Below are 22,354 nucleotides of genomic sequence, written 5' to 3'. Positions count from 1 at the left end.
CCGGTCCACCCGCTGCTCGGCCCGCCCTACGACCCGAGCCCCGCCGTCGGCAGCCCCGTCGGCAGCCTGCCGCCCTCGGCCTTCGTGTACGTCTCGGTGCCGAGGGCGCCCTCCCAGGTCACCTTCAGGGAGGACGCGCCGACGGGGTCGACCGTGCCGTTCACCCGGTCCGTGCTGCCGTCGGTGCACTTCAGACGGATCGTGTGCGTCCCGGCGTCCTCCCGCGCGGTGCCGCTGCACACGGTGCCGCCGGTGGCGAAGAGGGCGGCCTGCTCGCCGGTGACCATCAGGGCGACGGCCCTGCCCTCGGCCGTGGTGAGCCAGCTGCCCTCCAGCTCGCTCGCCGGGCTCTCGGGGGCGCCGGTGCTGCCGTAGCCGTCGGGTGCCGTGGCGGACGGGGTGGGGGTGGGCTCGGGGGCGCCGGAACCTCCGGAGCCGCCGTCCCCGCTGCACGCGGTGAGTGCGAGCGCGCCGGCCAGACCGACGGCCGTCGCCGCCACGCGTGCGCGCGAGAAGGTCACCGAAGTCACTGGAAGCCCCCTAGCTGTAGCCGGCCCCGTCGGCCGGAACGACCGCGGCCAGCTAACCGTACTCACCAGTCACTTCACCACCCCCCGTGGCGCACCTCGCACCGCACCGCCCCACCCCGAACCCCTACCAGGAGGCCTTGCGCACGCCCGGCAGGTACCCCGCGTGCGCCTGCGCCCGCAGACTCACCCGTGACAGCCCGAACGCCCGGAGGTACCCGCGCGGACGCCCGTCCGTCTGGTCCCGGTTGCGCACGCGCGTCGCGCTCGCGTCGCGCGGCTGCCTGCGCAGCTCGCGCTGCGCCGCCGCCCGTTCCTCCTCCGTGGAGGAGGGCCGCCGGATGATCTCCTTCAACTCGGCCCGCCGCGCGGCGTGGCGCGCGACGACCTCCCGCCGCTGCTCGTTCTTCGCGATCTTGCTCTTCTTCGCCATCAGACCCTCTCCCCCCGGGCGCGGATGCGGGCCACGGCCGCCTCGACGCCGATCGCGTCGACGGTCCTGATCGCCCTGGCGCTCAGCCGCAGCCGTACGTGGCGGCCCTCGCTCGGCAGCCAGTACCGCTTGGTCTGGACGTTCGGGTCGAAGCGGCGGGACGTGCGCCGGTGGGAGTGCGAGATCCGGTTGCCGAAGCCCGGCCGGGCGCCGGTCAGCATGCAGTGCGCGGACACGAGTGATGCACCTCTCTGGAGTCGTTCCTCAACCCATTATGCAAATGGGAATCATTTTCAGTAAGGTAGCAGCATGGCACGCAACGAACTCCGCCCGGTCATCAAACTCCGGTCCACGGCCGGCACCGGCTTCACCTACGTCACCCGCAAGAACCGCCGCAACGACCCGGACCGCCTGACGCTGCGCAAGTACGACCCGGTCGTCGGACGCCACGTCGACTTCCGAGAGGAGCGCTGAACCACCGCCATGCGCAAGGGAATCCACCCGGAGTACGGGCCCGTCGTCTTCCGTGACCGCGCCGCCGGACACGCCTTCCTCACCCGCTCGACGCTCGCCGGGGTGCCGACCGGGAAGACCGTCGAGTGGGAGGACGGCCGCACCTACCCGGTCGTCGACGTCGAGATCTCGAACGTCAGCCACCCCTTCTACACCGGCACCGCGCGCGTCCTGGACACCGCCGGCCGCGTGGAGCGCTTCGAGCGCCGGTACGGCGGGCGGGGTGGGGCATGACGCTGCCGGTGGTCATCGTCGGCGGGCTGCACGCCGACGCCCGCGGGGCCGCGGTCGCGCGGCTGCTCGGCGACGTGCCCGGCAGCGTCGCGCTCCACCACGACCTGGAGACGGCCGTCACCGGCACGGTCGTACGGACCGTCCGGGACGCCACCGGCGTCCTGTCCGCCGGGGAGGCGCCCCTCGTCAACGACTGCGCCTGCTGCGCGCTGCGCGAGGACCTCGTCCCCGAGCTGGAACGCCTCGCGGACGCCGGGAACACCCCGCTCGCGATCGTCGAACTGTGGGACTCCGTCGAGCCGAAGGCCATGGCGGAGGTGATCACCGCGGGCGGTTTCACCGTCACCGGGGTGATCACCGCCGTCGACCCGGCCCTGCTGCTGCCGTACCTGGGCAACGGCGACGACCTCGCCGAACGCGGGCTCGCCGCCGCCCCGACCGACCGGCGCACGGTCGCCGACACCTTCGCGCGCCAGCTGGAGTACGCGCCCGTCCTGGCCGTCACCGACTCCCCGGAGGCCGACGAGGAGGACCGCGAGCTGCTCGCGCAGCTGCATCCGACGGCCCGTCAGGTCCCGGTCGACGGTCCGGCCGGCAGGTCCTCGCTCCTCGCGGGCGCCGCGCTCGCCGGGTTCGACGTGGAGGCGGCGGCCGCCGCCCAGCATCCGGCGTGCGCGCTGCTGCCCGCCGAGGCCGACGCGCACGGCGTCTCCACCCTCGTCTGGCGCAGGCACCGCCCCTTCCACCCCGAGCGGCTGTACGCCGCGCTGGAGGATCTGACCTGTGCGGCGGCGCGCAGCCGGGGCCGGTTCTGGCTCGCCGACAAGCCGGACACGCTGTTCCACTGGGACGCGGCGGGCGGCGCCCTGTGCGTGGAGAGCGCGGGCCCGTGGCTGGGCTCGCTGCCCGACGCGGCGTGGGAGATGGTCCCGCCGGTGCGCCGGGCCGCCGCCGCGCTGGACTGGCACCCCGAGCACGGGGACCGCTGCCAGCACCTGGTCTTCACGTCCCCCGGCCTCGACCGCGAGGGACTCCGGCAGCTCCTGGAGTCCTGTCTGCTGACCGACGCCGAGTACGCCGCCGGGCGCGACGCCTGGCAGCGGCTGCCGCACCCCTTCGACGCCCTCCTGGAGGTCTGACCGCCATGCCCCGCAAGCCCGACCGCAAGCCCGCCACGTCCCGCCCCAATCCCCTGGACCAGGCCGGGATCACGTACATCGACTACAAGGACACCGATCTGCTGCGGAGGTTCATCTCCGACCGGGGCAAGATCCGCAGCCGCCGCGTCACCCGCGTGACCGCCCAGCAGCAGCGGCAGCTGGCCAGGGCGATCAAGAACGCACGCGAGATGGCGCTGCTGCCCTACGCGACCCGCTGAGGCGAAGAAGGAGAGGAGGGTGAGGAAGGCGAGGAGGGCGAGGAAGGCGAGGAAGACGGAGAAGGCGAGGAAACCGCACGCTCGTCGGCATGGGGAGGGAACACGGGGAAACACGATGGAACACGACGGCTCCCGCGCGCGTCTCTAAGGGAGCGGGGCGAGTAAACGTCCGTCAGACCGGTCACCGCGCGACCGGCAGGACGGTAACCACAGCACCACCCCGCGTGCACGTGCATCTGCCCATGCATTTGCACATGAACAAAGCTATGATCCCGGTCAGTTGACCACTGCATCAATGGCCACACCAGCCAGTGCACCAGCGGGGAGCGACCTGTGGACCACGACGTGTACGACGGTGACGGGTACGACGGTGCCGACGCGTCCGGCGTGTACAACGGCATGGCGGCCACCAGGCTGGACGGCGTGGCCTGGCAGAAGAGCCGGCACAGCAACTCGCAGGGGTCCTGCGTGGAGTTCGCCCGGCTGCCCGGCGGAGAGGTGGCCGTGCGCAACTCCCGCTTCCCCGACGGTCCCGCGCTGGTCTACACCCGCGCGGAGATCGAGGCGATGCTGCTGGGCGTGAAGGACGGGGAGTTCGACCACCTCGTCGCCGGCTGACGCGTCCCGGGGCGGACGTCCGCCCCGGGGTGTCCTTCACGGCGTCCGGGAGGCGGCGACGCGCGTGGGGGCGCGGCGCCCGGAAGCGCCGCGCCCCCCATGCGTCGGTTCATACGTCGGCGCGGACGTGCCCGGCGGGACGCTGGAGCCGGAACAGCGCCCAGACCACCTTGCCGCTGAGCGCGCCCGCCATGGGGTGCCAGCCCCAGCCGTCGCTGAAGGAGTCGACCAGGAACAGCCCGCGGCCCGACTCGGCGGAGAAGTCGTCCGTGTCGCGGGTGACGGGGCTGTCGTCGCTGGGGTCGCGCACGGCGCACACCAGCCGCTCGGTCCACCGCATCAGGTGCAGCCGTACCGGCGGGTCCTGTTCCCTCAGCCGGGGGGTGTTGGCCGGCAGCGCGTGCCGCAGGGCGTTGGTGACCAGTTCGGACACCACCAGGCACACGTCGTCGAAACGGTCGCCCAGCTCCCACTGGTCGAGCGTCCTGCGGGTGAACTGCCGGGCCTCGCGCACCGCTTCGTAGCGTGCGGGAAGGGCGCAGGAGGCGGCGTCGGACGCGGCCGCGAGGTTCAGCGGCGGAAGGCCCTGCCGTAACGGCTCGAGCATGGTCGATCCATTCGTCCCCATGCGAGGCACTCCCGGAATTCGCGGTCGTAGCGATACGGCGGTGGTGCGGGGACCATGGTTTCGGATGCGCACAGCAGATGCAAGGGCAGATGCACGTGCAGCTGACCGAAATCGACCTCCCCGTACCGGTTGTTGGCCAATTTTTCCGTCATCTTCGTGTCCCCTTCCGGCTGTCCTCCTGTCTCCTTCTTGCTCCTCGCTCGTCCCTTCCCGGTCCCTCCCTGCCCCTTCCCGAACGGATTCCTCGGCCGGATTCCGTTTACGTAACCGGGCGAGTACTGCTCGAAGTGTTTTAGTGGCAGACTGCGGGCCCTGAGGACGTTGGGGAGGCTGGCGAACGTGAGCGCGGGAGAGCCGGGATCGGTGGTGCGGCGCATGCTGCTCGGATCACAACTCAGGCGACTGCGTGAGGCAAGGGGGATCACGCGCGAGGCGGCGGGCTACTCGATCCGCGCCTCGGAATCGAAGATCAGCCGGATGGAGTTGGGCCGGGTGAGCTTCAAGACCAGGGACGTCGAGGACCTGCTGACGCTGTACGGCATCACGGACGAGCAGGAGCGCGCCTCGCTGATCTCCCTCGCCAAGGAGGCCAACGTCGCGGGCTGGTGGCACAGTTACTCGGACGTGCTGCCCAGCTGGTTCCCCACCTACGTGGGCCTGGAGGGCGCGGCCTCGCTGATCCGGGCGTACGAGGTGCAGTTCGTGCACGGCCTGCTGCAGACCGAGGAGTACGCCCGTGCGGTCGTGCGGCGCGGCATGAAGGGCGCGAGCGAGGCCGACGTCGAACGGCGGGTGGCGCTGCGCCTGGAGCGGCAGAAGTACCTGGTCTCGGAGAACGCCCCCGAGTTCCACGTCGTCCTCGACGAGGCCGCCCTGCGCCGGCCGTACGGCGACCGCGAGGTGATGCGCGGCCAGCTCCAGCACCTGATCGAGGTCTCCGAGCGGCCCAACGTCCGGCTGCAGGTCATGCCGTTCAGCTTCGGCGGGCACTCCGGCGAGTCCGGTGCGTTCACGATCCTCAGCTTCCCCGAGTCCGACCTGTCGGACGTCGTGTACCTGGAGCAGCTCACCAGCGCGCTGTACCTCGACAAGGTCGAGGACGTCGCCCAGTACGAGAGCGCGCTCAAGGAGCTCCAGCACGACAGCCCGGGTCCGTCGGAGAGCCGGGACCTTCTCCGGGGGCTCCTCCAACTCTCTTGAAACACAAGTACGATGACGCGTGATCAGACCGCGAAGTTGATCAGTGCTCTGCTGATGCAGCAAGGGATTGAGGGATCACATGTCGTCGTACTTCACCGACCTCGCTCAGCAGTACATCGACGGTGAGTGGCGCCCGGGCAGTGGTTCCTGGGACATCATCGACTTCAACCCGTACGACGACGAGAAGCTCGCGTCGATCACCATAGCCACGGTCGACGAGGTCGATCAGGCGTACCGGGCGGCCGCCCGCGCCCAGAAGGAGTGGGCGGCGACCAACCCGTACGCCCGCCGCGCGGTGTTCGAGAAGGCGCTCCGGCTGGTCGAGGAGCGCGAGGAGGAGATATCCGAGGCGATCGTCGCCGAGCTCGGCGGCACGCGCCTGAAGGCCGCCTTCGAGCTGCACCTCGCCAAGGAGTTCCTGCGCGAGGCGATCCACCTGGCGCTGCGTCCCGAGGGCCGGATCATCCCCTCGCCGGTGGACGGCAAGGAGAACCGCGTCTACCGCGTCCCCGTCGGGGTCGTCGGCGTGATCAGCCCCTTCAACTTCCCCTTCCTCCTCTCGCTGAAGTCGGTCGCCCCGGCCCTCGCGCTCGGCAACGGCGTGGTGCTCAAGCCGCACCAGAACACGCCGATCGTCGGCGGCTCGCTGGTCGCGAGGATCTTCGAGGACGCGGGCCTGCCCGGCGGTCTGCTGAACGTCGTCATCACCGACATCGCGGAGATCGGTGACGCGTTCCTCGAGCACCCGGTCCCGAAGGTCATCTCCTTCACCGGCTCCGACAAGGTCGGCCGCCACGTCGCCACCGTGTGCGCCTCCCTCTTCAAGCGCTCGGTCCTCGAACTCGGCGGCAACAGCGCGCTGGTGGTCCTCGACGACGCCGACCTCGACTACGCCGTCGACGCGGCCGTGTTCAGCCGCTACGTCCACCAGGGCCAGGTCTGCATGGCCGCCAACCGTGTGCTGGTCGACCGCTCGGTGGCCGACGCGTTCACCGAGAAGTTCGTCGCCAAGGTCACGTCCCTCAAGGCCGGCGACCCGCGCGACCCCGCCACGGTCATCGGCCCGGTGATCAACTCCCAGCAGGCGGACGCCCTCACCGGCGTCGTCGAGCAGGCCCTCGCCGAGGGCGCGACCGCCCTGGTGCGCGGCGCGCGCACCGCCAACCTGGTCGAACCGTCCGTGCTGACCGGCCTGCCCGCCGACTCCGCCCTGCTCCAGCAGGAGGTGTTCGGCCCGGTCGCCTTCCTCATCCCCTTCGACGGCGAGGAGGAGGCCGTGCGCATCGTCAACGACACCCCGTACGGCCTGAGCGGCGCCGTGCACACCGGTGACGTCGAGCGGGGCGTGAACTTCGCCAAGCAGATCGACACCGGCATGTTCCACGTGAACGACGGCACCGTGCACGACGAGCCGATCGTCCCCTTCGGCGGCGAGAAGCACTCGGGCAGCGGCCGCCTGAACGGCGACGCGATGCTGGACGCCTTCACCACGGTGAAGTGGATCTCGGTCCAGCACGGCCGGAGCGGCTTCCCGTTCTAGGTCCTCGTTCTTCCGCTCCCCGGGCCATTGAGGACAGGATCCGACCTCAATGGCCCGTAGTGTCGCCGGTGTCAGGCAGCAGGGGCCACCTGTGCCGAAACGACGAAAGGCGGCCGGTCATGGTCACTCACGTGGGACCCGAGGAGCGGGGCGACGAGCGGGGAGCGCTCCTGGCCTTCGTCGCCGAGCAGCGCGGCGGCATCCGGCGGGCGCTGCTCGGCCTCACGGACGAGCAGGCGTCCTCCCGCCCCAGCGCCAGCGAGCTGTCCCTGGCCGGGCTGCTCAAGCACGTCGCCGAGATCGAGCAGGGCTGGATCGCCCGCGCCAAGGGCGAGCCGCCGGCCGTCCACCGGGACGAGTCGAACTGGCACGAGTGCTTCGTGCTGGTCGGCGACGAGACCGTGGAGTCCTGTCTCGCGTACTACGAGGAGGTGGCCGCCGAGACGGAGGCGTTCATCCGCGCGGTGCCCAGCCTCGACGACACCTTCCTGCTGGAGAAGACGCCCTGGCACCCGAAGGACGAGCGGCTCTCGATGCGCTGGCTGTGCCTGCACCTGATCCGCGAGACCGCCCGGCACGCCGGTCACGCCGACATCATCCGGGAGTCCCTGGACGGTGCCACCGCCTTCGAACTGGTCGCGAAGGAGCAGGGCGGCTCCTGGGAGTGACCGCCCGCGGCCTACTCTGGACCGCATGTCAGTGATCCGTCTCCTCGTGCTCGGCGCGGTGCGCCAGCACGGGCGGGCCCACGGCTACCAGGTGCGCAACGACCTGGAGTACTGGGGCGCGCACGAGTGGTCCAACGCCAAGCCCGGCTCGATCTACCACGCCCTGAAGCAGATGGCCAAGCAGGGGCTGCTGCACGCGCACGAGACCGCCCCCTCCACGGCCGGCGGCCCGCCGCGCACGGAGTACGAGATCACCGAGCAGGGCACCGAGGAGTACTTCCGGCTGCTGCGGGAGTCCCTGACCTCCTACGACCAGAAGCCGGACGTCCTCTCGGCCGGACTCGGCCTCATGGTCGACCTCGACCGCGCGGAGGCCCTCGCCCTCCTGGAGCAGCGGATGCGCGCCATCGGGGAGTGGCGCAGGTCCGTCACCGAGTACTACACGCCCGAGGACGGCCCCGGCCGGCTGGGCCACATCGGGGAGATCATGGACTTCTGGGTCCGCTCGGCCGACTTCGGCGCCGAGTGGACCCGCGGTCTCATCGAGCGCATCCGCGCCGGCGCCTACACCTTCGCCGGTGAGGGCGAACCGTTCGTCGGCGTCCTGGCCGAGGGCGAGGAGAACCCGTACGCGACGGGGGAGCGGCATCCCGGGGACGCCCACTAATCAAGTTTGACCAATACGCGCCGGGGGCATACCCTCGACCTGGTAGTCAACTTTGACTAGCGAGGGAGTCCCAGTGGCCGACGCGGCGATCACCGTCGAGGAAGCACGCAAGACGTACGGCGGAAGGAGCGGCAGACCCGCGCTGGACGGGCTCGACCTGACGGTCGCGCGCGGCACGGTGCACGGGGTGCTCGGCCCGAACGGCGCGGGCAAGACCACCCTGGTCCGGATCCTGGCCACCCTGCTGCGGCCCGACGCGGGCCGGGTCGAGGTGGCGGGGCACGACGCGGTGCGCGAGGCGTACGCCGTGCGCCGGCGCATCGGCCTGCTCGGCCAGCACGCGGCGCTCGACGAGGAACTCGACGGCCGGCAGAACCTGGAGCTGTTCGGCCGCCTGCACCACCTGGGCGCGCGGCGGGCACGCGCGCGTGCCGGCGAACTTCTGGAGCGCTTCGATCTCGGCGGCACCGGACGCAAGGCGGTGAAGCAGTACAGCGGCGGCATGCGGCGCCGCCTGGACCTCGCCGCCTCGCTGATCACCGAACCGGAGGTGCTCTTCCTGGACGAACCGACCACCGGCCTGGACCCGCGCGGCCGCGCGGAGGTGTGGGAATCGGTCCGCTCCCTGGTCGGCGGCGGTACGACGGTCCTGCTCACCACCCAGTACCTGGAGGAGGCCGACCAGCTCGCCGACCGCATCTCGGTCGTGGACGCCGGCCGGGTCGTCGCCGACGGCACGGCGGACGAGCTCAAGGCCGCCGTCGGCGGCGACCGCATCGACGTCGTCCTGCGCGACGCCGGGCAGCTGGGCGCGGCCGTCGCCCTGCTGCCCGTGCCGAAGGGCGAGGTGACGGTGGACGCGGACCGCCGGATGCTCAGCGCCCCCGTCACCGACCGCATGGCGGCCCTGGCCGGGGTCGTCCGCGCGCTGGAGGAGGCCGGTGTCGAGGCCGAGGACATCGCCCTGCGCAGGCCCACGCTCGACGAGGTGTTCCTGCGGCTGACCGGGCACCCCGACCGGGGGAACGACCGAGTGAAGGAGGCCGCGTGACCACCTACGCGCTGACCGACTCCTGGACCATGACCCGCCGCGAACTCGCCCGCTGGGGGCGGCAGCCGGTCGCGGTGGTGGTGAACCTGGTCTTCCCGGTGATGCTGCTGCTGATGTTCGGCTACCTGGTCGGCGGCGGCCGGGGGGTGAACGGCGAGTACCTCGACTTCCTGGTCCCCGGCATGCTCGCCCTCACCATGGCCTTCGGCCTGGAGGGCACGATGGTCGCCGTCACCCGGGACCTCGACAAGGGCGTCATCGACCGCTTCCGTTCCCTGCCCATGGCCAACGGAGCGGTCCTGGTGGGACGTTCCGCCGCCGACATGCTCCAGTCGGTGCTCGGCCTGGCCGTGCTCCTCGCCGTCGCCGCGGCGCTCGGCTGGCGCGCCCACGGCGGCCCGGCCGGTTTCCTGGGCGCCGTGGGACTGCTCCTGCTGTTCCGCTTCGCGATGCTGTGGATCGGCATCCACCTGGCGCTGGTGGCCGGGAAACCCGAACTGGTGCAGGCCGTGCAGATCCTGGTCTGGCCGGTCGGCTTCCTGTCCAACGCCTTCGCCGCGCCCGAGTCCATGCCCGACTGGCTGGGCACGGTCGTCCAGTGGAACCCCATGTCCCGGACGGCCACGGCCGTGCGCGACCTGTTCGGCAGCCCCGGCGGGGAGCCGGGGCACGTGTGGGCCGCCGTCGTATGGCCCCTGGCGCTGCTCGCGGTGTTCTTCCCGCTGGCGGTGCGGAGGTTCACGCGGCTGAGCCGTTAGCCGGCGGACAGGCCCTAGTGGTGGAAACCGGTGGCCGCGTCCCTGTCGCGGGTGAGGGGACGCGGCTGCCGGCGCAGCTCCGGGAGCAGCCGGGCCAGGTCCTGCGCGAACAGGTCGGCGAGGTCCTCGGAGAAGCCGTTGCGGCACACCACCCGCAGCACCGACAGGTCCTGGCGGTTCGCCGGGAAGGTGTAGGCGGGCACCAGCCAGCCGCGCTCCCGCATCCGCCGGGAGACGTCGAAGACGTCGTACGCCGTCACCTCCGGGGCGGTCGTGAAGGCGAACACCGGCAGCTGGTCGCCCCGGGTCAGCAGCCGGAAGTCGCCGAGCGCCCCGATCCGTGCGGCGAGGCCCCGGGCCACGTCCCGCGCGGCCTGCTGCACGGCCCGGTAGCCCGCGCGGCCCAGCCGCAGGAACGTGTAGTACTGCGCCGCGACCTGCGCGCCCGGCCGGGAGAAGTTCAGCGCGAAGGTCGGCATGTCGCCGCCCAGGTAGTTCACCCGGAAGACCAGTTCCTCCGGCAGCGCGTCCGCGTCCCGCCACAGTGCCCAGCCGACGCCCGGGTAGACCAGCCCGTACTTGTGCCCGGACGTGTTGATCGACGCCACGCGCGGGAGGCGGAAGTCCCACACCAGGTCCTCGTCGAGGAAGGGCGCGACCATCGCGCCGGACGCCCCGTCGACGTGCACCGGGACGTCGAGGCCGGTGCGCTCCTGGAGCCCGTCCAGCGCCGCGCACAGGTCCGCGATCGGCTCGTACGACCCGTCGAAGGTGGACCCCAGGACGCCGACGGCCCCGATGGTGTTCTCGTCGCACAGCTCGGCGGCGGCCCGCGGGTCGAGGTGGAACCGCTCGCCCTCCATGGGGACCTGGCGGGCCTCCACCTCCCAGTAGGCGCAGAACTTCTCCCAGCAGACCTGGACGTTGACGCCCATGACGAGATTCGGCCGGGCGTCCTTCGACGGGTACCGGTCGGCGTTCCTGCGCGCCCAGCGCCGCTTCAGCGCCATCCCGGCGAGCATGCACGCCTCGCTCGACCCGGTCGTCGAACAGCCCACGGCCGCCGACGGATCGGGCGCGTGCCACAGGTCCGCGAGCATCGCCGTGCAACGCCGCTCCAGCTCGGCGGTGCGCGGGTACTCGTCCTTGTCGATCATGTTCTTGTCCCGGCACTCCGCCATCAGGACACCGGCCTCCGGCTCCATCCAGGTGGTGACGAAGGTGGCCAGGTTCAGCCGCGCGTTGCCGTCCAGCATCAGCTCGTCGTGCACCAGCTGGTACGCCGTCGAGGGCGCCGTGGGCGTGGCGGGCAGCCGGTGCTTGGGCGGGGCCTCGGTCATGTCCCCGACCGGGTTGGCCGGTCCGAGGAAGGGATTGACGGACAGGGGCCGCCCGTCGTCCTGCGGGCCTTCATGAAGCGGCATGGATGCCTCCGGATCTCGGGAGAGCCACGCGCACACGATAAGCGGAGGAAGAGGACGAAACTTGATGAAACGGAACTTGCGGAGCTCGTTGAACCGGACGAACCCGGCGTGATGTCCGGGAGGGCGACATCGGCTTGCACCTCACGTGGCGTGAGGATCCAGGGTGGAGTGCGTACCGAGAAGGGAGCGGAAGTGAGCTACTCCGTGGGACAGGTGGCCGGCTTCGCCGGGGTCACGGTGCGCACCCTGCACCACTACGACGCCATCGGCCTGCTCGTCCCGAGCGAGCGCAGTCACGCGGGCCACCGGCGCTACAGCGACGCCGACCTCGACCGGCTGCAGCAGATCCTGTTCTACCGGGAGCTCGGCTTCCCGCTCGACGAGGTCGCCGCCCTGCTCGACGACCCGGCCGCGGACCCGCGCGCGCACCTGCGCCGCCAGCACGAACTGCTGACCGCCCGGATCGAGAAGCTGCAGAAGATGGCGGCGGCCGTCGAACACGCCATGGAGGCACGGAAAATGGGCATCAACCTCACGCCCGAGGAGAAGTTCGAGGTGTTCGGGGACTTCGACCCGGACCAGTACGAGGACGAGGTGCAGGAGCGCTGGGGCGACACCGACGCCTACCGGCAGTCGCGGGAACGCACCGCGTCCTACACCAAGGAGGACTGGCTGCGCATCCAGCGCGAGGCCGACGAGCTCACCCGGCGGTTCGTCGCGCTGATGGAGGCCGGTGAGCCGGCGGACTCCGAGGCGGCGATGGACGCCGCCGAGGAGCACCGCCGGGGGATCTCCCGCAACCACTACGACTGCGGACACGAGATGCACGCCTGCCTGGGCGAGATGTACGTCTCGGACGAGCGGTTCACGCGGAACATCGACAAGGCCAGGCCCGGTCTCGCCGCCTACCTGCGGGACGCGATCGTCGCCAACGCCGCCCGGCACTCCTCCTGAGCGGACCTGGTCCGGCTCGCTCCCGGTCCAGGGCCGCCGGCCGGGATCCTCCACGTCCGGCGGCCCACGGCTTTGTCCGGGGCGGGGGACAGGGCATGCTGGGTACCCCATGGAACCTGGGCCCGCACGGCTGCGTTCATAATTTGGGCAGCCAGCCCAGCCCCCCTGTCCCCCCAGCAGCAGGAGCCACATCCCCGTGACCACGCTTGCGCTCGGCCCCGAGTGGCTGAGCCCGGACTACCTGATCGAGACCTTCAGCCTTCCCGGCATCCTGCTGATCGTCTTCGCGGAGTCCGGTCTCTTCGCGTTCCTGCCCGGTGACTCCCTGCTGTTCACGGCGGGGCTCTTCGTGGCCGAGGGCAACTACATCAGCCAGCCGCTGTGGCTGGTGTGCACGCTGATCGTGATCGCCGCCGTCACCGGTGACCAGGTCGGCTACACGATCGGCAAGTTCTTCGGGCCCAGGCTGTTCAACCGGCCGAACTCCAAGCTCTTCAAACAGGAGAACCTGGAGAAGGCCCACGAGTTCATGGAGAAGTACGGCCCCAAGGCGATCGTCCTGGCCCGCTTCGTCCCGATCGTGCGCACCTTCGCCCCCATCGTGGCCGGCGCCGGCCGCATGAAGTACCGCACGTTCCTCACGTACAACGTCATCGGCGGCATCGCCTGGGGAGTCGGCGTCACCGTCGCCGGGTACTGGCTCGGCCAGATCGAGTTCATCAAGACCAACGTCGAGGCGATCCTCATCCTGATCGTCTTCGCCTCCGTGGTCCCGATCATCGTCGAGTACCTGCGCGAGCGCGGCAAGAAGAAGCGCGCCGCCGCCGAGGCCCCGGCCGCCCCGCAGCACCCGCAGCCCTCCCCGTACCACCAGCAGCAGCACCCGCAGCCCCCCGTCATGGACGACGCCACGACCCAGCTGCGCCGCATCACCCCCACCCAGCAGCCGCCCCAGCAGGCCGCCCACCGGCCCTACGGCGACCAGGGCTATCCGCAGCAGCAGCCCCGGCCCCAGCAGACCCAGCAGCCGTACGGCAACGGCCCGTACTACGGCCAGTACCCGCAGGGCCAGGGGCAGGGGCAGGACCACAACCAGCAGCAGCCGTACCACCGCGGTTACTGAACCGGAACCGGCCCGGGACGCGGGGCGGTTAGAAGCCCCGCGTCCGCTTCGCCGCCCTGCGCTTCTCGGCGGAGCCGATCCGCAGGAACAGGCGCGAGATCTCCGATCCGAGGTTCACCCCGATCGCGATGGCCATGGCCAGCGCCACGGCCTTCGTGAGGGACACCAGCCCCGAGTCGACCTCGCTCTGGGCGATCCCCAGCAGACCGAAGTACGTGGCGGAGCCGGGCAGCAGCGGTCCGATCGCCGCCGTGGTGTACGGCAGCGCGGACGCGAACCGGTACCGGGCCAGCAGCTGCCCGAACAGGCCCACCACACCCGCCGCCACGGCCGTGGACGCCACCGGCGAGATGCCGCCCGCGTAGTGCATCGCCCCGTACACCACCCACGCGACCCCGCCGTTCAGGGTCACCATCAGCACGGTGGACCGCTCCTGCTGGAGCAGCACCGCGAAGGTCAGCGACAGCAGCATCGACGCGGTGATCTGCCACCCCGGCCGCTCGGAGACGCCGAACTCCGCGTCCGGGCTCAGCTTGGCGCCCAGCTGCACGCCGAAGTACAGCACCGTCAGCACCCCGGCCACGATGCCCACGAAGAAGTACAGGACCTCCAGCAGACGCGCGGACGCGGTGATGTAGAAGCCGGTCAGACCGTCCTGCACACCCGCCACCAGCGCCCGCCCGGGCAGCAGCGCGAACAGCCCACCGGTGATCACCGCGGACGCCTTCACGTCCGCGTGCGCCAGCGTCAGCGTCACCCCGATCGCGGCCGGCGGCATCGCGGCCACCGTGAACTGGTAGAACTCCGGCAGCCCGCGCCCCGCGCACAGCCAGGCCAGCCGGTCGCCGAGCATCGCGCCGATCGCGGCGGCGACGAACACCAGGTAGTTACCGCCGACCAGCACCGAGGCCGCGCCCGCGAGCAGCCCGCTCGCGCCGGTCAGCACCCAGCCGGGATACGGATGCCGGTTGCGGCGTATCTCCGCCAGCCGCCCGTACGCCTCCTCCAGGGAGACGTGGGTCTCGTCGTCGCTGAGGTCGTCCACCAGCCGGTACACGGCCGCCAGCCGCGTGTAGTCGGGGCTGCGGCGGCGCACCGTGCGGGAGGCGGACACCGGGTCGTCGACCAGGGACGGCTGGTAGGAGATCGACAGCAGGGTGAAGGTGACGTTGGGCTCGCAGCGGTCCAGGCCGTAGGAGCGGCACACGGCGAACATCGCCGCCTCCACGTCCTCGGCGCCCTCACCGCCCGCCAGCAGCAGCTCCCCGATCCGCAGGGTCAGGTCGAGGACGCGCGGCACCGCCGGCCCGGCGTCGTCGTGCCGCTGCACCGGCTCCGGAGCCGGCCGCTCGGTCACCGGCATGCGCAGCATCGTGCGCATCCGGTCCTGCCAGGGCACGTCCTTGGTCAGTCTGACGAGCGGTACCCCGCTCGGCGGGGTGAACGCCGCCGGCGGCTGCTTCGCGCTGTAGGTCCTCGGCGGGCTGAACGCCGACCCCTCCGCCTCGGCCGGCTGCGGGGGAGCCACGTCCAGTCCGTCCGGGAGGGCGAACTCGGAGGTCGTCTCGGAGTCCGGGCCGGTCTTCGGGACGGCCAGACCCTTGGGAAGGGCGAACTCGGACGTCGTCGACGACTCGGCCTCGGCCGGTGCAGCCGGACCCGCGGGAGGCACGAAGCCACTCCTCGCCTCGTCCGACTGCGGCTTGCGGTCCTCCGCGTCCGTCACTTGCCCTGCGCTCCCTGTACGACGTACGACACCGTCCGTAAGCCTGCCCCGCCGGGGCCCTTCGTCACATTTCCGTCGTCCGCCCCGAGGGCGGCTTCGGCCCTCAGTATGCGCACGGACAGCAGGACGGGCCGCACGCGCAGCGCGTGCGGCCCGTCCTGCGACTCGCGCGGAGGCGGGAGGCTCAGTGGCCGCCCTGCTCCTCGAAGCGCTTGTAGGACCGCTCGATCTCCGCCTCGGCGTCCACCCGGCCCACCCAGTTGGCGCCCTCGACCGACTTGCCCGGCTCCAGGTCCTTGTAGACCTCGAAGAAGTGCTGGATCTCCAGGCGGTCGAACTCGGACACGTGGTGGATGTCCCGCAGGTGCTCCACGCGCGGGTCCGTCGCCGGGACGCACAGCAGCTTGTCGTCGCCGCCGGCCTCGTCCGTCATGCGGAACATGCCGATCGCGCGGCAGCGGATCAGGCAGCCCGGGAACGTCGGCTCGTCGAGGATGACCAGCGCGTCCAGCGGGTCGCCGTCCTCGCCGAGGGTGTTCTCGACGAAGCCGTAGTCGGTCGGGTAGGCGGTCGAGGTGAAGAGTCGACGGTCCAGGCGGATCCGACCCGTCTCGTGGTCCACCTCGTACTTGTTCCGCGAACCCTTCGGGATCTCGATCGTGACGTCGAACTCCACCGGTGGCTCCTCCATGATCAGCACATAGTTCTGGTGGTTAAGTGTCCCTCACGCAGATGTGTGATCGCGAAAGGGGCTGGTGGTCGTGCCAGAGCTGAGGCCTTGGCGGGCCGCGGGACCGCATGTCGTGCGGATCGCGGACGCCGTACGGCCGCGTCTCGCCCGGGCCGCGGAGACCGTACGGCCGCGTCTCGCGCGCGTCGCCGCGGCCACCGGGCCACGGTTCGCGCGGCCGGACCGGCCGGGGTCACCACGGGTCCCGCGGGGCGTACGGCCGAAGACCTGGCGGTTCACCGCGACCGCCGCCACCGCCGGTCTGGCGCTGGCCGCGGGAGTGGCGACCGCCGCCGGTCCCTGGGACTCCACCGGTCAGCGTACGGCCGAGCGGGACCGGGCCGTGGCCCTGGAAGCCGCGCGTGGCGCAGATCACGGCCGCGCCCGCGCCCACGCCGGTACGCCGCCCCGCGGGCCCCGGGCCGCCCCACCGGCCGCCTCCGTGCTCACCGGCCTCGGCGGCACCGCCACCGCCGTGCGGTCGGCGCCCGGCGGCAAGGCGCTCACCGCCACCCTCGATCCGTTGCTGAAGGCCCCGGCGCTCGGCCGCCACTCCACCGCCGTGGTCGACGTGACCACCGGGGAACGGCTGTACGGCACCGGCTCCGGCGACGCGCTCGTCCCCGCCTCGACCACGAAGATCGCCACCGGCGTCGCCGCGCTCTCCGCGATGGGCGCCGACCACCGCCTCACCACCCGCGCCGTCTTCGAACCCGACACCGGGGAGGTCGTGCTGGTCGGCGGCGGCGACCCCACCCTCACCGCCCGCGAGGAGGCCGGTGACCTCGCGAGCCTGCGCGACCTCGCCGAGCGCACCGCCGCCGCCCTGGCCAAACGGGGCGTGCGCGAGGTGACCCTCTCCTACGACACGACCCTCTACCGGGGCACCACGACCCACCCGATCGGGGTCAACCCCAACCTCGCCGCCGTCACCCCCCTGATGGCCGACGAGGCCCGCACCGACGACTCCACCAGCGGCCCCGCCCCGCGCGTCGCCGACCCGGCGGCCGACGCCGCACGGAAGTTCGGCGCGTTCCTCGAGGGCCACGGCGTCAAGACCACGCCCCCCGGCCCGTCGAAGGCCACCACCCGCGCCGACACCCTCGCCACGGTCTCCTCGCCGCCGCTGGCCGCCCTCGTCGAACGGATGCTGACCCACAGCGACAACGACCTCGCCGAGGCCCTCGCCCGCCACACCGCCCTCGCCACCGGCGAGAGCGCCGACTTCGCCGGCGCCGGCGCGGCCGTCACCGCCCGGCTGAAGAAGCTCGGCCTGCCCGTGAAGGGCGCCGTCTTCAAGGACGGCAGCGGCCTCGACCGGGGCGGTCGGCTCACCGCCGACCTCCTCACCGCCCTGCTCGTGAAGGCGGGCGACCCCGCCCGCCCCGAGCTGCGCCCCGTCCTCACCGGTCTGCCCGTGGCCGGCTTCACCGGCACCCTCGCCGGCCGCTACGCCGACGGGGCGGCCGGCGTCGTACGCGCCAAGACCGGCACGCTCACCGGCGTCAACTCCCTGGCGGGCACCGTCGTCGACCGGGACGGCAGGCTGCTGGCCTTCGCCTTCCTGGCGAACGGCACCACCGACCCGGTGGCGGCCCAGTCCGCCCTGGACAGGGCGGCCACGGCACTGGCGGCGTGCGGCTGCCGGTGACCGCCCGCCCGGGCCGCCCACCTCGCCGCCCTGCCCCAACCCCGGGCACTCACGTACGGTTGACGCATGACGAGCATCGGTGGTGCTGCCTCTTCCGGGATGGTCGACTGGAATCTCGCGGTCGCGACCGCGACCCGGCTCATGCGGCCGGGCCCCGACGTGAGCCGCGAGGAGGCCCGGGCCGTCGTCGCGGAACTGCGCCGGCACGCGAAGGCCTCGGAGGAGCACGTCCGGGGCTTCACCCGGATGGGCACCGAGGAGACCCACGACACGCCCGTGCTCGTCGTCGACCGCCCCGGCTGGGTCCGGGCCAACGTCGCCGGCTTCCGCGAGCTCCTCAAACCGCTCCTCGACAAGATGCAGGAACGCCGCGGCAACAGCCCCGGCAACGCGGTCCTCGGCGCCGTCGGCGGCAAGGTCACCGGCGTGGAGCTGGGCATGCTGCTGTCCTTCCTCGCCTCCCGCGTCCTCGGCCAGTACGAGACCTTCGCCCCCGCCACCCGCGACCTCCCGGCGGGGGAGAACGGCGGCGGCCGGCTGCTGCTCGTCGCCCCCAACATCGTCCACGTCGAACGCGAGCTCGACGTCGAACCGCACGACTTCCGCCTGTGGGTGACCCTGCACGAGGAGACCCACCGCACCCAGTTCACCGCCGTGCCCTGGCTTCGGGACCACTTGGAGAGCGAGATCCAGTCGTTCCTGGAGGAGACCGACGTCGACCCCATGACCGTCCTGGAACGCGTCCGCGAAGCCGCCCAGTCCCTCGTCGGCGGCCGCCCCGAGGGCGAGGAGGGCGACGACGGGCGCTCCCTCGTCGAGCTCGTGCAGACCCCCGCCCAGCGCGAGATCCTCGGCCGCCTCACCGCCGTGATGTCCCTGCTGGAGGGTCACGCCGACTTCGTGATGGACGGCGTCGGTCCCGCGGTCGTGCCGAGCGTCGCCGAGATCCGCGAGAAGTTCCAGCAGCGCCGTGCCAAGGGCGCCTCCCGCCTGGACCTCGCCCTGCGCAAACTGCTCGGCCTGGACGCCAAGCTCCGCCAGTACCGCGACGGCGAACGCTTCGTGCGCGCCGTCGTCGAGGAGACCGGCATGGACGGCTTCAACCGCGTGTGGACCTCGCCCAACACGCTCCCCACCAAGGCGGAGATCGCCAAACCGGCGGACTGGGTCGCACGGGTGCACCGCAAGCCCGACGCGTGAGCCCGCGCGCATCATGAAGCGAATCCTGCCGATGGCATGCGGACGCCCCTGCAATCACCCGTCCGAGGGACCGTGAGCCAGGGGTAGGCGTGCGATGCTCGGGTAACGGCCCGGTTCTGTCACCATCTACACACTCTGAGTGACCGACATCGGGTTCACCCCCCGAAAACTTCATGAAGGGAACCGGACATGGGTCCCCATCCTGCGGTCGCGGCGATACGCCTGGCGGTCCGCCGCGTCCTCCACGACATCCTCGACGACCACAGCCGAACCCCCGACCGGGCCCCGGGCGAGCGTCCCCCCTCCCCGCTCGTGCTCGTGGCCTGCTCCGGCGGCGCCGACTCCATGGCGCTCGCCTCCGCCCTCGCCTTCGAGGCCCCCCGGGCCGGCGTCCGCGCCGGCGGTGTCACCGTCGACCACGGCCTCCAGGCCGGCTCCGACGCGCGCGCCGCCGAGGTCGTGCTGCGCCTGCGCGAACTCGGACTGGACCCCGTCGAGTCCGTCGCCGTCCGCGTCGGCCGCGAAGGCGGACCCGAGGCCGCCGCCCGGGACGCCCGCTACGCCGCCCTGGACGCCGCCGTCGAACGGCACGGCGCCGCCGCCGTCCTGCTCGGCCACACCCGTGACGACCAGGCCGAAACCGTCCTGCTGGGGCTCGCCCGCGGCTCCGGCATCCGCTCCCTGTCCGGAATGGCCGCGGTCTCGGGGGCCGGCGGCCGTTACCGGCGCCCCTTCCTCCAGCTCGACCGGCAGACCGCCCGCAAGGCCTGCATGGTCCAGTCCCTCTCGGTCTGGGACGACCCGCACAACACCGACCCGGCCTACACCCGCTCCCGTCTGCGCCACGAGGGCCTGCCCGCCCTGGAGAAGGCCCTCGGCAAGGGCGTCGTCGAGGCCCTCGCCCGTACGGCCCAGCTCTCCCGCGACGACGCCGACGCCCTCGACGCCTGGGCCGGCCGGGCCGCGGCCGGCGTCCGCGACGCCGACGGCCGCCTGGAGTGCGCCGGGCTCCACGCCCTGCCGCCCGCCGTACGCCGCCGCGTGCTGCGCCGCGCCGCCATCGAGGCCGGTGCCCCGGCCGGTTCGCTGTTCGCCCGCCACATCGAGGAAGTGGACCGGCTGATCACCGGCTGGCGCGGACAGGGGGCCATCAACCTCCCCGGCAAAGTCGTCGCCCGGCGGCAGGGTGGCAGACTGGTGATTCGGCAAGGCTGAATCCTTACCCCCGGCAGCGCCGCGAACGGTACGGGACGGCCGGTGGGACGACCGAAAGTGATGCGGGTGGACGCGAAAGACATGGGTGCCGACCTCGAGAAGGTGCTCATCACCAAGGAAGAGATCGACGCCAAGCTGGTGGAGCTGGCCGCGAAGATCGACGCGGAGTACGCGGGCAAGGACCTGCTGCTCGTCGGCGTCCTCAAGGGCGCGGTGATGGTCATGGCCGACCTCGCCCGGGCGCTGTCCACCCCCGTCACCATGGACTGGATGGCCGTATCCTCGTACGGGGCGGGCACCCAGTCCTCCGGTGTGGTGCGGATCCTCAAGGACCTCGACACCGACATCAAGGGCAAGCACGTCCTCATCGTCGAGGACATCATCGACTCCGGCCTGACCCTGTCCTGGCTGATCTCCAACCTCGGCTCGCGCGAGCCCGCATCCCTCAAGGTGTGCACGCTGCTGCGCAAGCCCGAGGCCGCCAAGGTCGCCATCGACGTGGAATGGGCCGGATTCGACATCCCCAACGAGTTCGTCGTCGGCTACGGCCTCGACTACGCCGAGAAGTACCGCAACCTCCCGTTCGTCGGTACGCTCGCGCCCCACGTCTACGGCGGCTGAGTCCCCAGGGCCCGTCCGCCGTACGGTGATCGGGAACCCCAGCGGGCCCGGCGGCGTTGGAGCATGCGTAGACGCGTTTGCCGGCCGTCCCACGCAGCTTCGGGGGACAATGCTGGGGTACCGTCCGAAGAACAGCCTTTATCAAACTCACTATGGCAGGAGGGACGGGGCGGCACCGCTCCGTATGGATGGACGTGAAGCGATACTTCCGTGGGCCGGTCATGTGGATCGTGCTGGCCGTCCTTGCCGTGGTCGTGTTGATGCAGGTCGTCGGCTCGTCCGGCGGCTACAAGACGGTGGACACGGGCCAGGTCGTCCAGGCGATCAATGAGAACAAGGTCGAGTCGGCCAAGCTGACCACCGGCGACGAGCAGATCATCAAGGTCCAGCTCAAGGACGGCGTCAAGGTCAAGGACAGTTCCAAGATCCAGGCGAGCTACATCGGTGACCAGGGCGTCACCATCGCCAACACGCTGCAGGACAAGTTCCAGAACGAACAGATCCCGGACGGCTACACGGTCTCGCCGTCCAAGCAGAACCCGTTCGTGAGCATTCTGCTGTCCCTGCTGCCCTTCGTCCTCATCGTGCTCGTCTTCCTGTTCCTGATGAATCAGATGCAGGGCGGCGGCTCCCGCGTCATGAACTTCGGGAAGTCCAAGGCGAAGCTCATCACCAAGGACACCCCGAAGACGACGTTCGCCGACGTCGCGGGATCGGAGGAGGCGGTCGAGGAACTCCACGAGATCAAGGAGTTCCTGCAGGAGCCGGCGAAGTTCCAGGCCGTCGGGGCGAAGATCCCCAAGGGCGTGCTGCTCTACGGCCCGCCCGGAACCGGCAAGACCCTGCTCGCGCGTGCCGTCGCGGGCGAGGCCGGTGTCCCGTTCTACTCGATCTCCGGTTCCGACTTCGTCGAGATGTTCGTCGGTGTCGGTGCCTCCCGTGTCCGTGACCTGTTCGAACAGGCCAAGGCCAACGCCCCCGCGATCGTCTTCGTCGACGAGATCGACGCGGTCGGCCGCCACCGCGGCGCCGGCCTCGGCGGTGGTCACGACGAGCGCGAGCAGACCCTGAACCAGCTCCTCGTCGAGATGGACGGCTTCGACGTCAAGGGCGGCGTGATCCTCATCGCCGCCACGAACCGTCCGGACATCCTCGACCCGGCCCTCCTGCGCCCCGGCCGCTTCGACCGCCAGATCGCGGTCGACCGCCCGGACATGCAGGGCCGGCTGGAGATCCTCAAGGTCCACCAGAAGGGCAAGCCGGTCGCCCCGGACGTCGACCTGTCGGCCGTCGCCCGCCGCACCCCCGGCATGACCGGTGCCGATCTCGCCAACGTGCTGAACGAGGCCGCGCTGCTCACGGCCCGCAGCGACCAGAAGCTGATCGACAACAAGATGCTGGACGAGGCGATCGACCGCGTGGTCGCGGGCCCGCAGAAGCGGACCCGGATCATGTCGGACAAGGAGAAGAAGATCACCGCGTACCACGAGGGCGG

25 protein-coding genes are annotated in these 22,354 nt (G+C 71.4%); 18 read left to right on the top strand and 7 right to left on the bottom strand.

Annotated features, from left to right (window positions below):
* Nucleotides 1–26: 26 nt before the first annotated feature.
* The 3 genes from RIM90_RS14995 to rpmB form a co-directional block, all read right to left on the bottom strand.
* Nucleotides 27–521, bottom strand: a complete 495-nt coding sequence (locus tag RIM90_RS14995; protein ID WP_309061193.1) for a hypothetical protein — start codon at nt 519–521, stop codon at nt 27–29.
* 133 nt (nt 522–654) lie between these two features.
* Nucleotides 655–960 carry a 30S ribosomal protein S14 gene (gene rpsN / locus RIM90_RS14990; RefSeq protein WP_309061192.1) on the bottom strand — a complete coding sequence of 102 codons (306 nt, stop codon included), beginning with the start codon at nt 958–960 and terminating at the stop codon, nt 655–657.
* Nucleotides 960–1,196: a 50S ribosomal protein L28 gene (gene rpmB, locus RIM90_RS14985; RefSeq protein ID WP_309061191.1), complete on the bottom strand. Its 237-nt coding sequence runs from the start codon at nt 1,194–1,196 to the stop codon at nt 960–962. Before rpmB ends, rpsN begins: the two co-directional genes overlap by 1 nt.
* Nucleotides 1,197–1,269: 73 nt before the next feature.
* Between rpmB and rpmG the strand changes: the two genes are divergently transcribed.
* From rpmG to RIM90_RS14960, 5 genes are all read left to right on the top strand, one after another.
* Nucleotides 1,270–1,434: a 50S ribosomal protein L33 gene (gene rpmG / locus RIM90_RS14980; RefSeq protein ID WP_033321692.1), complete on the top strand. Its 165-nt coding sequence runs from the start codon at nt 1,270–1,272 to the stop codon at nt 1,432–1,434.
* A 9-nt stretch (nt 1,435–1,443) separates the two neighbouring features.
* A complete protein-coding gene (locus RIM90_RS14975) occupies nt 1,444–1,707 on the top strand; it encodes a type B 50S ribosomal protein L31 (RefSeq protein ID WP_309061190.1) in 264 nt (87 codons plus the stop codon).
* Complete coding sequence (locus tag RIM90_RS14970; protein ID WP_309061189.1) at nt 1,704–2,846, top strand: GTP-binding protein; 1,143 nt, start codon at nt 1,704–1,706, stop codon at nt 2,844–2,846. The genes RIM90_RS14975 and RIM90_RS14970 overlap by 4 nt, the downstream gene beginning before the upstream one ends.
* A 5-nt stretch (nt 2,847–2,851) precedes the next feature.
* Complete coding sequence (gene rpsR / locus RIM90_RS14965) at nt 2,852–3,085, top strand: 30S ribosomal protein S18 (protein ID WP_309061188.1); 234 nt, start codon at nt 2,852–2,854, stop codon at nt 3,083–3,085.
* A gap of 333 nt (nt 3,086–3,418) precedes the next feature.
* On the top strand, nt 3,419–3,703 hold the full coding sequence (locus RIM90_RS14960; RefSeq protein WP_184819786.1) for a DUF397 domain-containing protein: 285 nt from the start codon (nt 3,419–3,421) through the stop codon (nt 3,701–3,703).
* Between the two features lie 109 nt (nt 3,704–3,812).
* On the opposite strand, the gene RIM90_RS14955 is transcribed toward RIM90_RS14960, so the two are convergent.
* On the bottom strand, nt 3,813–4,310 hold the full coding sequence (locus RIM90_RS14955) for an ATP-binding protein (RefSeq protein ID WP_309061187.1): 498 nt from the start codon (nt 4,308–4,310) through the stop codon (nt 3,813–3,815).
* A gap of 396 nt (nt 4,311–4,706) precedes the next feature.
* On the opposite strand from RIM90_RS14955, the gene RIM90_RS14950 reads away from it, so the two are divergent.
* The 6 genes from RIM90_RS14950 (at nt 4,707) to RIM90_RS14925 (ending at nt 10,215) form a co-directional block, all read left to right on the top strand.
* Nucleotides 4,707–5,531: a helix-turn-helix transcriptional regulator gene (locus tag RIM90_RS14950; protein WP_309061186.1), complete on the top strand. Its 825-nt coding sequence runs from the start codon at nt 4,707–4,709 to the stop codon at nt 5,529–5,531.
* Nucleotides 5,532–5,610: 79 nt separating this feature from the next.
* On the top strand, nt 5,611–7,071 hold the full coding sequence (locus RIM90_RS14945; RefSeq protein WP_309061185.1) for an aldehyde dehydrogenase family protein: 1,461 nt from the start codon (nt 5,611–5,613) through the stop codon (nt 7,069–7,071).
* 119 nt (nt 7,072–7,190) lie between these two features.
* Nucleotides 7,191–7,739: a DinB family protein gene (locus RIM90_RS14940; protein ID WP_309061184.1), complete on the top strand. Its 549-nt coding sequence runs from the start codon at nt 7,191–7,193 to the stop codon at nt 7,737–7,739.
* Nucleotides 7,740–7,764: 25 nt separating this feature from the next.
* Nucleotides 7,765–8,406 (top strand): PadR family transcriptional regulator, encoded by a 642-nt coding sequence (locus RIM90_RS14935; RefSeq protein WP_309061183.1) that lies wholly within the window; start codon nt 7,765–7,767, stop codon nt 8,404–8,406.
* Between the two features lie 73 nt (nt 8,407–8,479).
* Complete coding sequence (locus tag RIM90_RS14930) at nt 8,480–9,457, top strand: ATP-binding cassette domain-containing protein (protein ID WP_309061182.1); 978 nt, start codon at nt 8,480–8,482, stop codon at nt 9,455–9,457.
* Nucleotides 9,454–10,215, top strand: a complete 762-nt coding sequence (locus tag RIM90_RS14925; RefSeq protein WP_309061181.1) for an ABC transporter permease — start codon at nt 9,454–9,456, stop codon at nt 10,213–10,215. Before RIM90_RS14930 ends, RIM90_RS14925 begins: the two co-directional genes overlap by 4 nt.
* Nucleotides 10,216–10,229: 14 nt before the next feature.
* On the opposite strand, the gene RIM90_RS14920 is transcribed toward RIM90_RS14925, so the two are convergent.
* Nucleotides 10,230–11,639, bottom strand: coding sequence for a glutamate decarboxylase (locus tag RIM90_RS14920; protein ID WP_309061180.1), 1,410 nt, complete (start codon nt 11,637–11,639; stop codon nt 10,230–10,232).
* 192 nt (nt 11,640–11,831) lie between these two features.
* Between RIM90_RS14920 and RIM90_RS14915 the strand changes: the two genes are divergently transcribed.
* Nucleotides 11,832–12,593 (top strand): MerR family transcriptional regulator, encoded by a 762-nt coding sequence (locus tag RIM90_RS14915; RefSeq protein WP_309061179.1) that lies wholly within the window; start codon nt 11,832–11,834, stop codon nt 12,591–12,593.
* 196 nt (nt 12,594–12,789) lie between these two features.
* Entirely contained in the window at nt 12,790–13,716 is a 927-nt protein-coding gene (locus tag RIM90_RS14910) for a VTT domain-containing protein (RefSeq protein WP_309061178.1), read from the top strand.
* A 28-nt stretch (nt 13,717–13,744) separates the two neighbouring features.
* On the opposite strand, the gene RIM90_RS14905 is transcribed toward RIM90_RS14910, so the two are convergent.
* Entirely contained in the window at nt 13,745–15,442 is a 1,698-nt protein-coding gene (locus tag RIM90_RS14905; RefSeq protein WP_309061177.1) for a threonine/serine exporter family protein, read from the bottom strand.
* Nucleotides 15,443–15,626: 184 nt separating this feature from the next.
* Nucleotides 15,627–16,118, bottom strand: coding sequence for an inorganic diphosphatase (locus tag RIM90_RS14900; protein ID WP_159538844.1), 492 nt, complete (start codon nt 16,116–16,118; stop codon nt 15,627–15,629).
* A 127-nt stretch (nt 16,119–16,245) separates the two neighbouring features.
* Here RIM90_RS14900 and dacB point away from each other — a divergent pair, with 127 nt between their 5' ends.
* From dacB to ftsH, 5 genes are all read left to right on the top strand, one after another.
* Nucleotides 16,246–17,823, top strand: coding sequence for a D-alanyl-D-alanine carboxypeptidase/D-alanyl-D-alanine-endopeptidase (dacB, locus tag RIM90_RS14895; protein ID WP_309061176.1), 1,578 nt, complete (start codon nt 16,246–16,248; stop codon nt 17,821–17,823).
* Between the two features lie 66 nt (nt 17,824–17,889).
* The gene (locus RIM90_RS14890) at nt 17,890–19,023 is read left to right on the top strand and encodes a zinc-dependent metalloprotease (protein WP_309061175.1); all 1,134 of its coding nucleotides are present in this window, start codon (nt 17,890–17,892) and stop codon (nt 19,021–19,023) included.
* Nucleotides 19,024–19,212: 189 nt separating this feature from the next.
* Nucleotides 19,213–20,238: a tRNA lysidine(34) synthetase TilS gene (gene tilS / locus RIM90_RS14885; protein ID WP_309061174.1), complete on the top strand. Its 1,026-nt coding sequence runs from the start codon at nt 19,213–19,215 to the stop codon at nt 20,236–20,238.
* A gap of 60 nt (nt 20,239–20,298) precedes the next feature.
* Nucleotides 20,299–20,859 (top strand): hypoxanthine phosphoribosyltransferase, encoded by a 561-nt coding sequence (gene hpt / locus RIM90_RS14880; RefSeq protein ID WP_016825215.1) that lies wholly within the window; start codon nt 20,299–20,301, stop codon nt 20,857–20,859.
* Nucleotides 20,860–21,047: 188 nt separating this feature from the next.
* A partial coding sequence (ftsH, locus tag RIM90_RS14875; RefSeq protein ID WP_309061173.1) for an ATP-dependent zinc metalloprotease FtsH occupies nt 21,048–22,354 on the top strand: 1,307 nt, incomplete at its 3' end.

The sequence above is a fragment of the Streptomyces sp. genome (assembly GCF_031181555.1).
GTDB classification, from domain to species: Bacteria; Actinomycetota; Actinomycetes; order Streptomycetales; family Streptomycetaceae; genus Streptomyces; species Streptomyces fimbriatus.
Note: the sequence above shows the minus strand (reverse complement) of the source record. Positions and strands in the feature narration are given on the sequence as shown.

Coding starts and splice junctions, on each gene's coding strand:
- rpsN (WP_309061192.1), bottom strand. CDS start 960: ATGGCGAAGAAGAGCAAGATCGCGAAGAACGAGCAGCGGCGGGAGGTC.
- rpmG (WP_033321692.1), top strand. CDS start 1,270: ATGGCACGCAACGAACTCCGCCCGGTCATCAAACTCCGGTCCACGGCC.
- RIM90_RS14975 (WP_309061190.1), top strand. CDS start 1,444: ATGCGCAAGGGAATCCACCCGGAGTACGGGCCCGTCGTCTTCCGTGAC.
- RIM90_RS14970 (WP_309061189.1), top strand. CDS start 1,704: ATGACGCTGCCGGTGGTCATCGTCGGCGGGCTGCACGCCGACGCCCGC.
- rpsR (WP_309061188.1), top strand. CDS start 2,852: ATGCCCCGCAAGCCCGACCGCAAGCCCGCCACGTCCCGCCCCAATCCC.
- RIM90_RS14955 (WP_309061187.1), bottom strand. CDS start 4,310: ATGCTCGAGCCGTTACGGCAGGGCCTTCCGCCGCTGAACCTCGCGGCC.
- RIM90_RS14950 (WP_309061186.1), top strand. CDS start 4,707: ATGCTGCTCGGATCACAACTCAGGCGACTGCGTGAGGCAAGGGGGATC.
- RIM90_RS14945 (WP_309061185.1), top strand. CDS start 5,611: ATGTCGTCGTACTTCACCGACCTCGCTCAGCAGTACATCGACGGTGAG.
- RIM90_RS14940 (WP_309061184.1), top strand. CDS start 7,191: ATGGTCACTCACGTGGGACCCGAGGAGCGGGGCGACGAGCGGGGAGCG.
- RIM90_RS14935 (WP_309061183.1), top strand. CDS start 7,765: ATGTCAGTGATCCGTCTCCTCGTGCTCGGCGCGGTGCGCCAGCACGGG.
- RIM90_RS14920 (WP_309061180.1), bottom strand. CDS start 11,639: ATGCCGCTTCATGAAGGCCCGCAGGACGACGGGCGGCCCCTGTCCGTC.
- RIM90_RS14890 (WP_309061175.1), top strand. CDS start 17,890: ATGACGAGCATCGGTGGTGCTGCCTCTTCCGGGATGGTCGACTGGAAT.
- tilS (WP_309061174.1), top strand. CDS start 19,213: ATGGGTCCCCATCCTGCGGTCGCGGCGATACGCCTGGCGGTCCGCCGC.
- hpt (WP_016825215.1), top strand. CDS start 20,299: ATGCGGGTGGACGCGAAAGACATGGGTGCCGACCTCGAGAAGGTGCTC.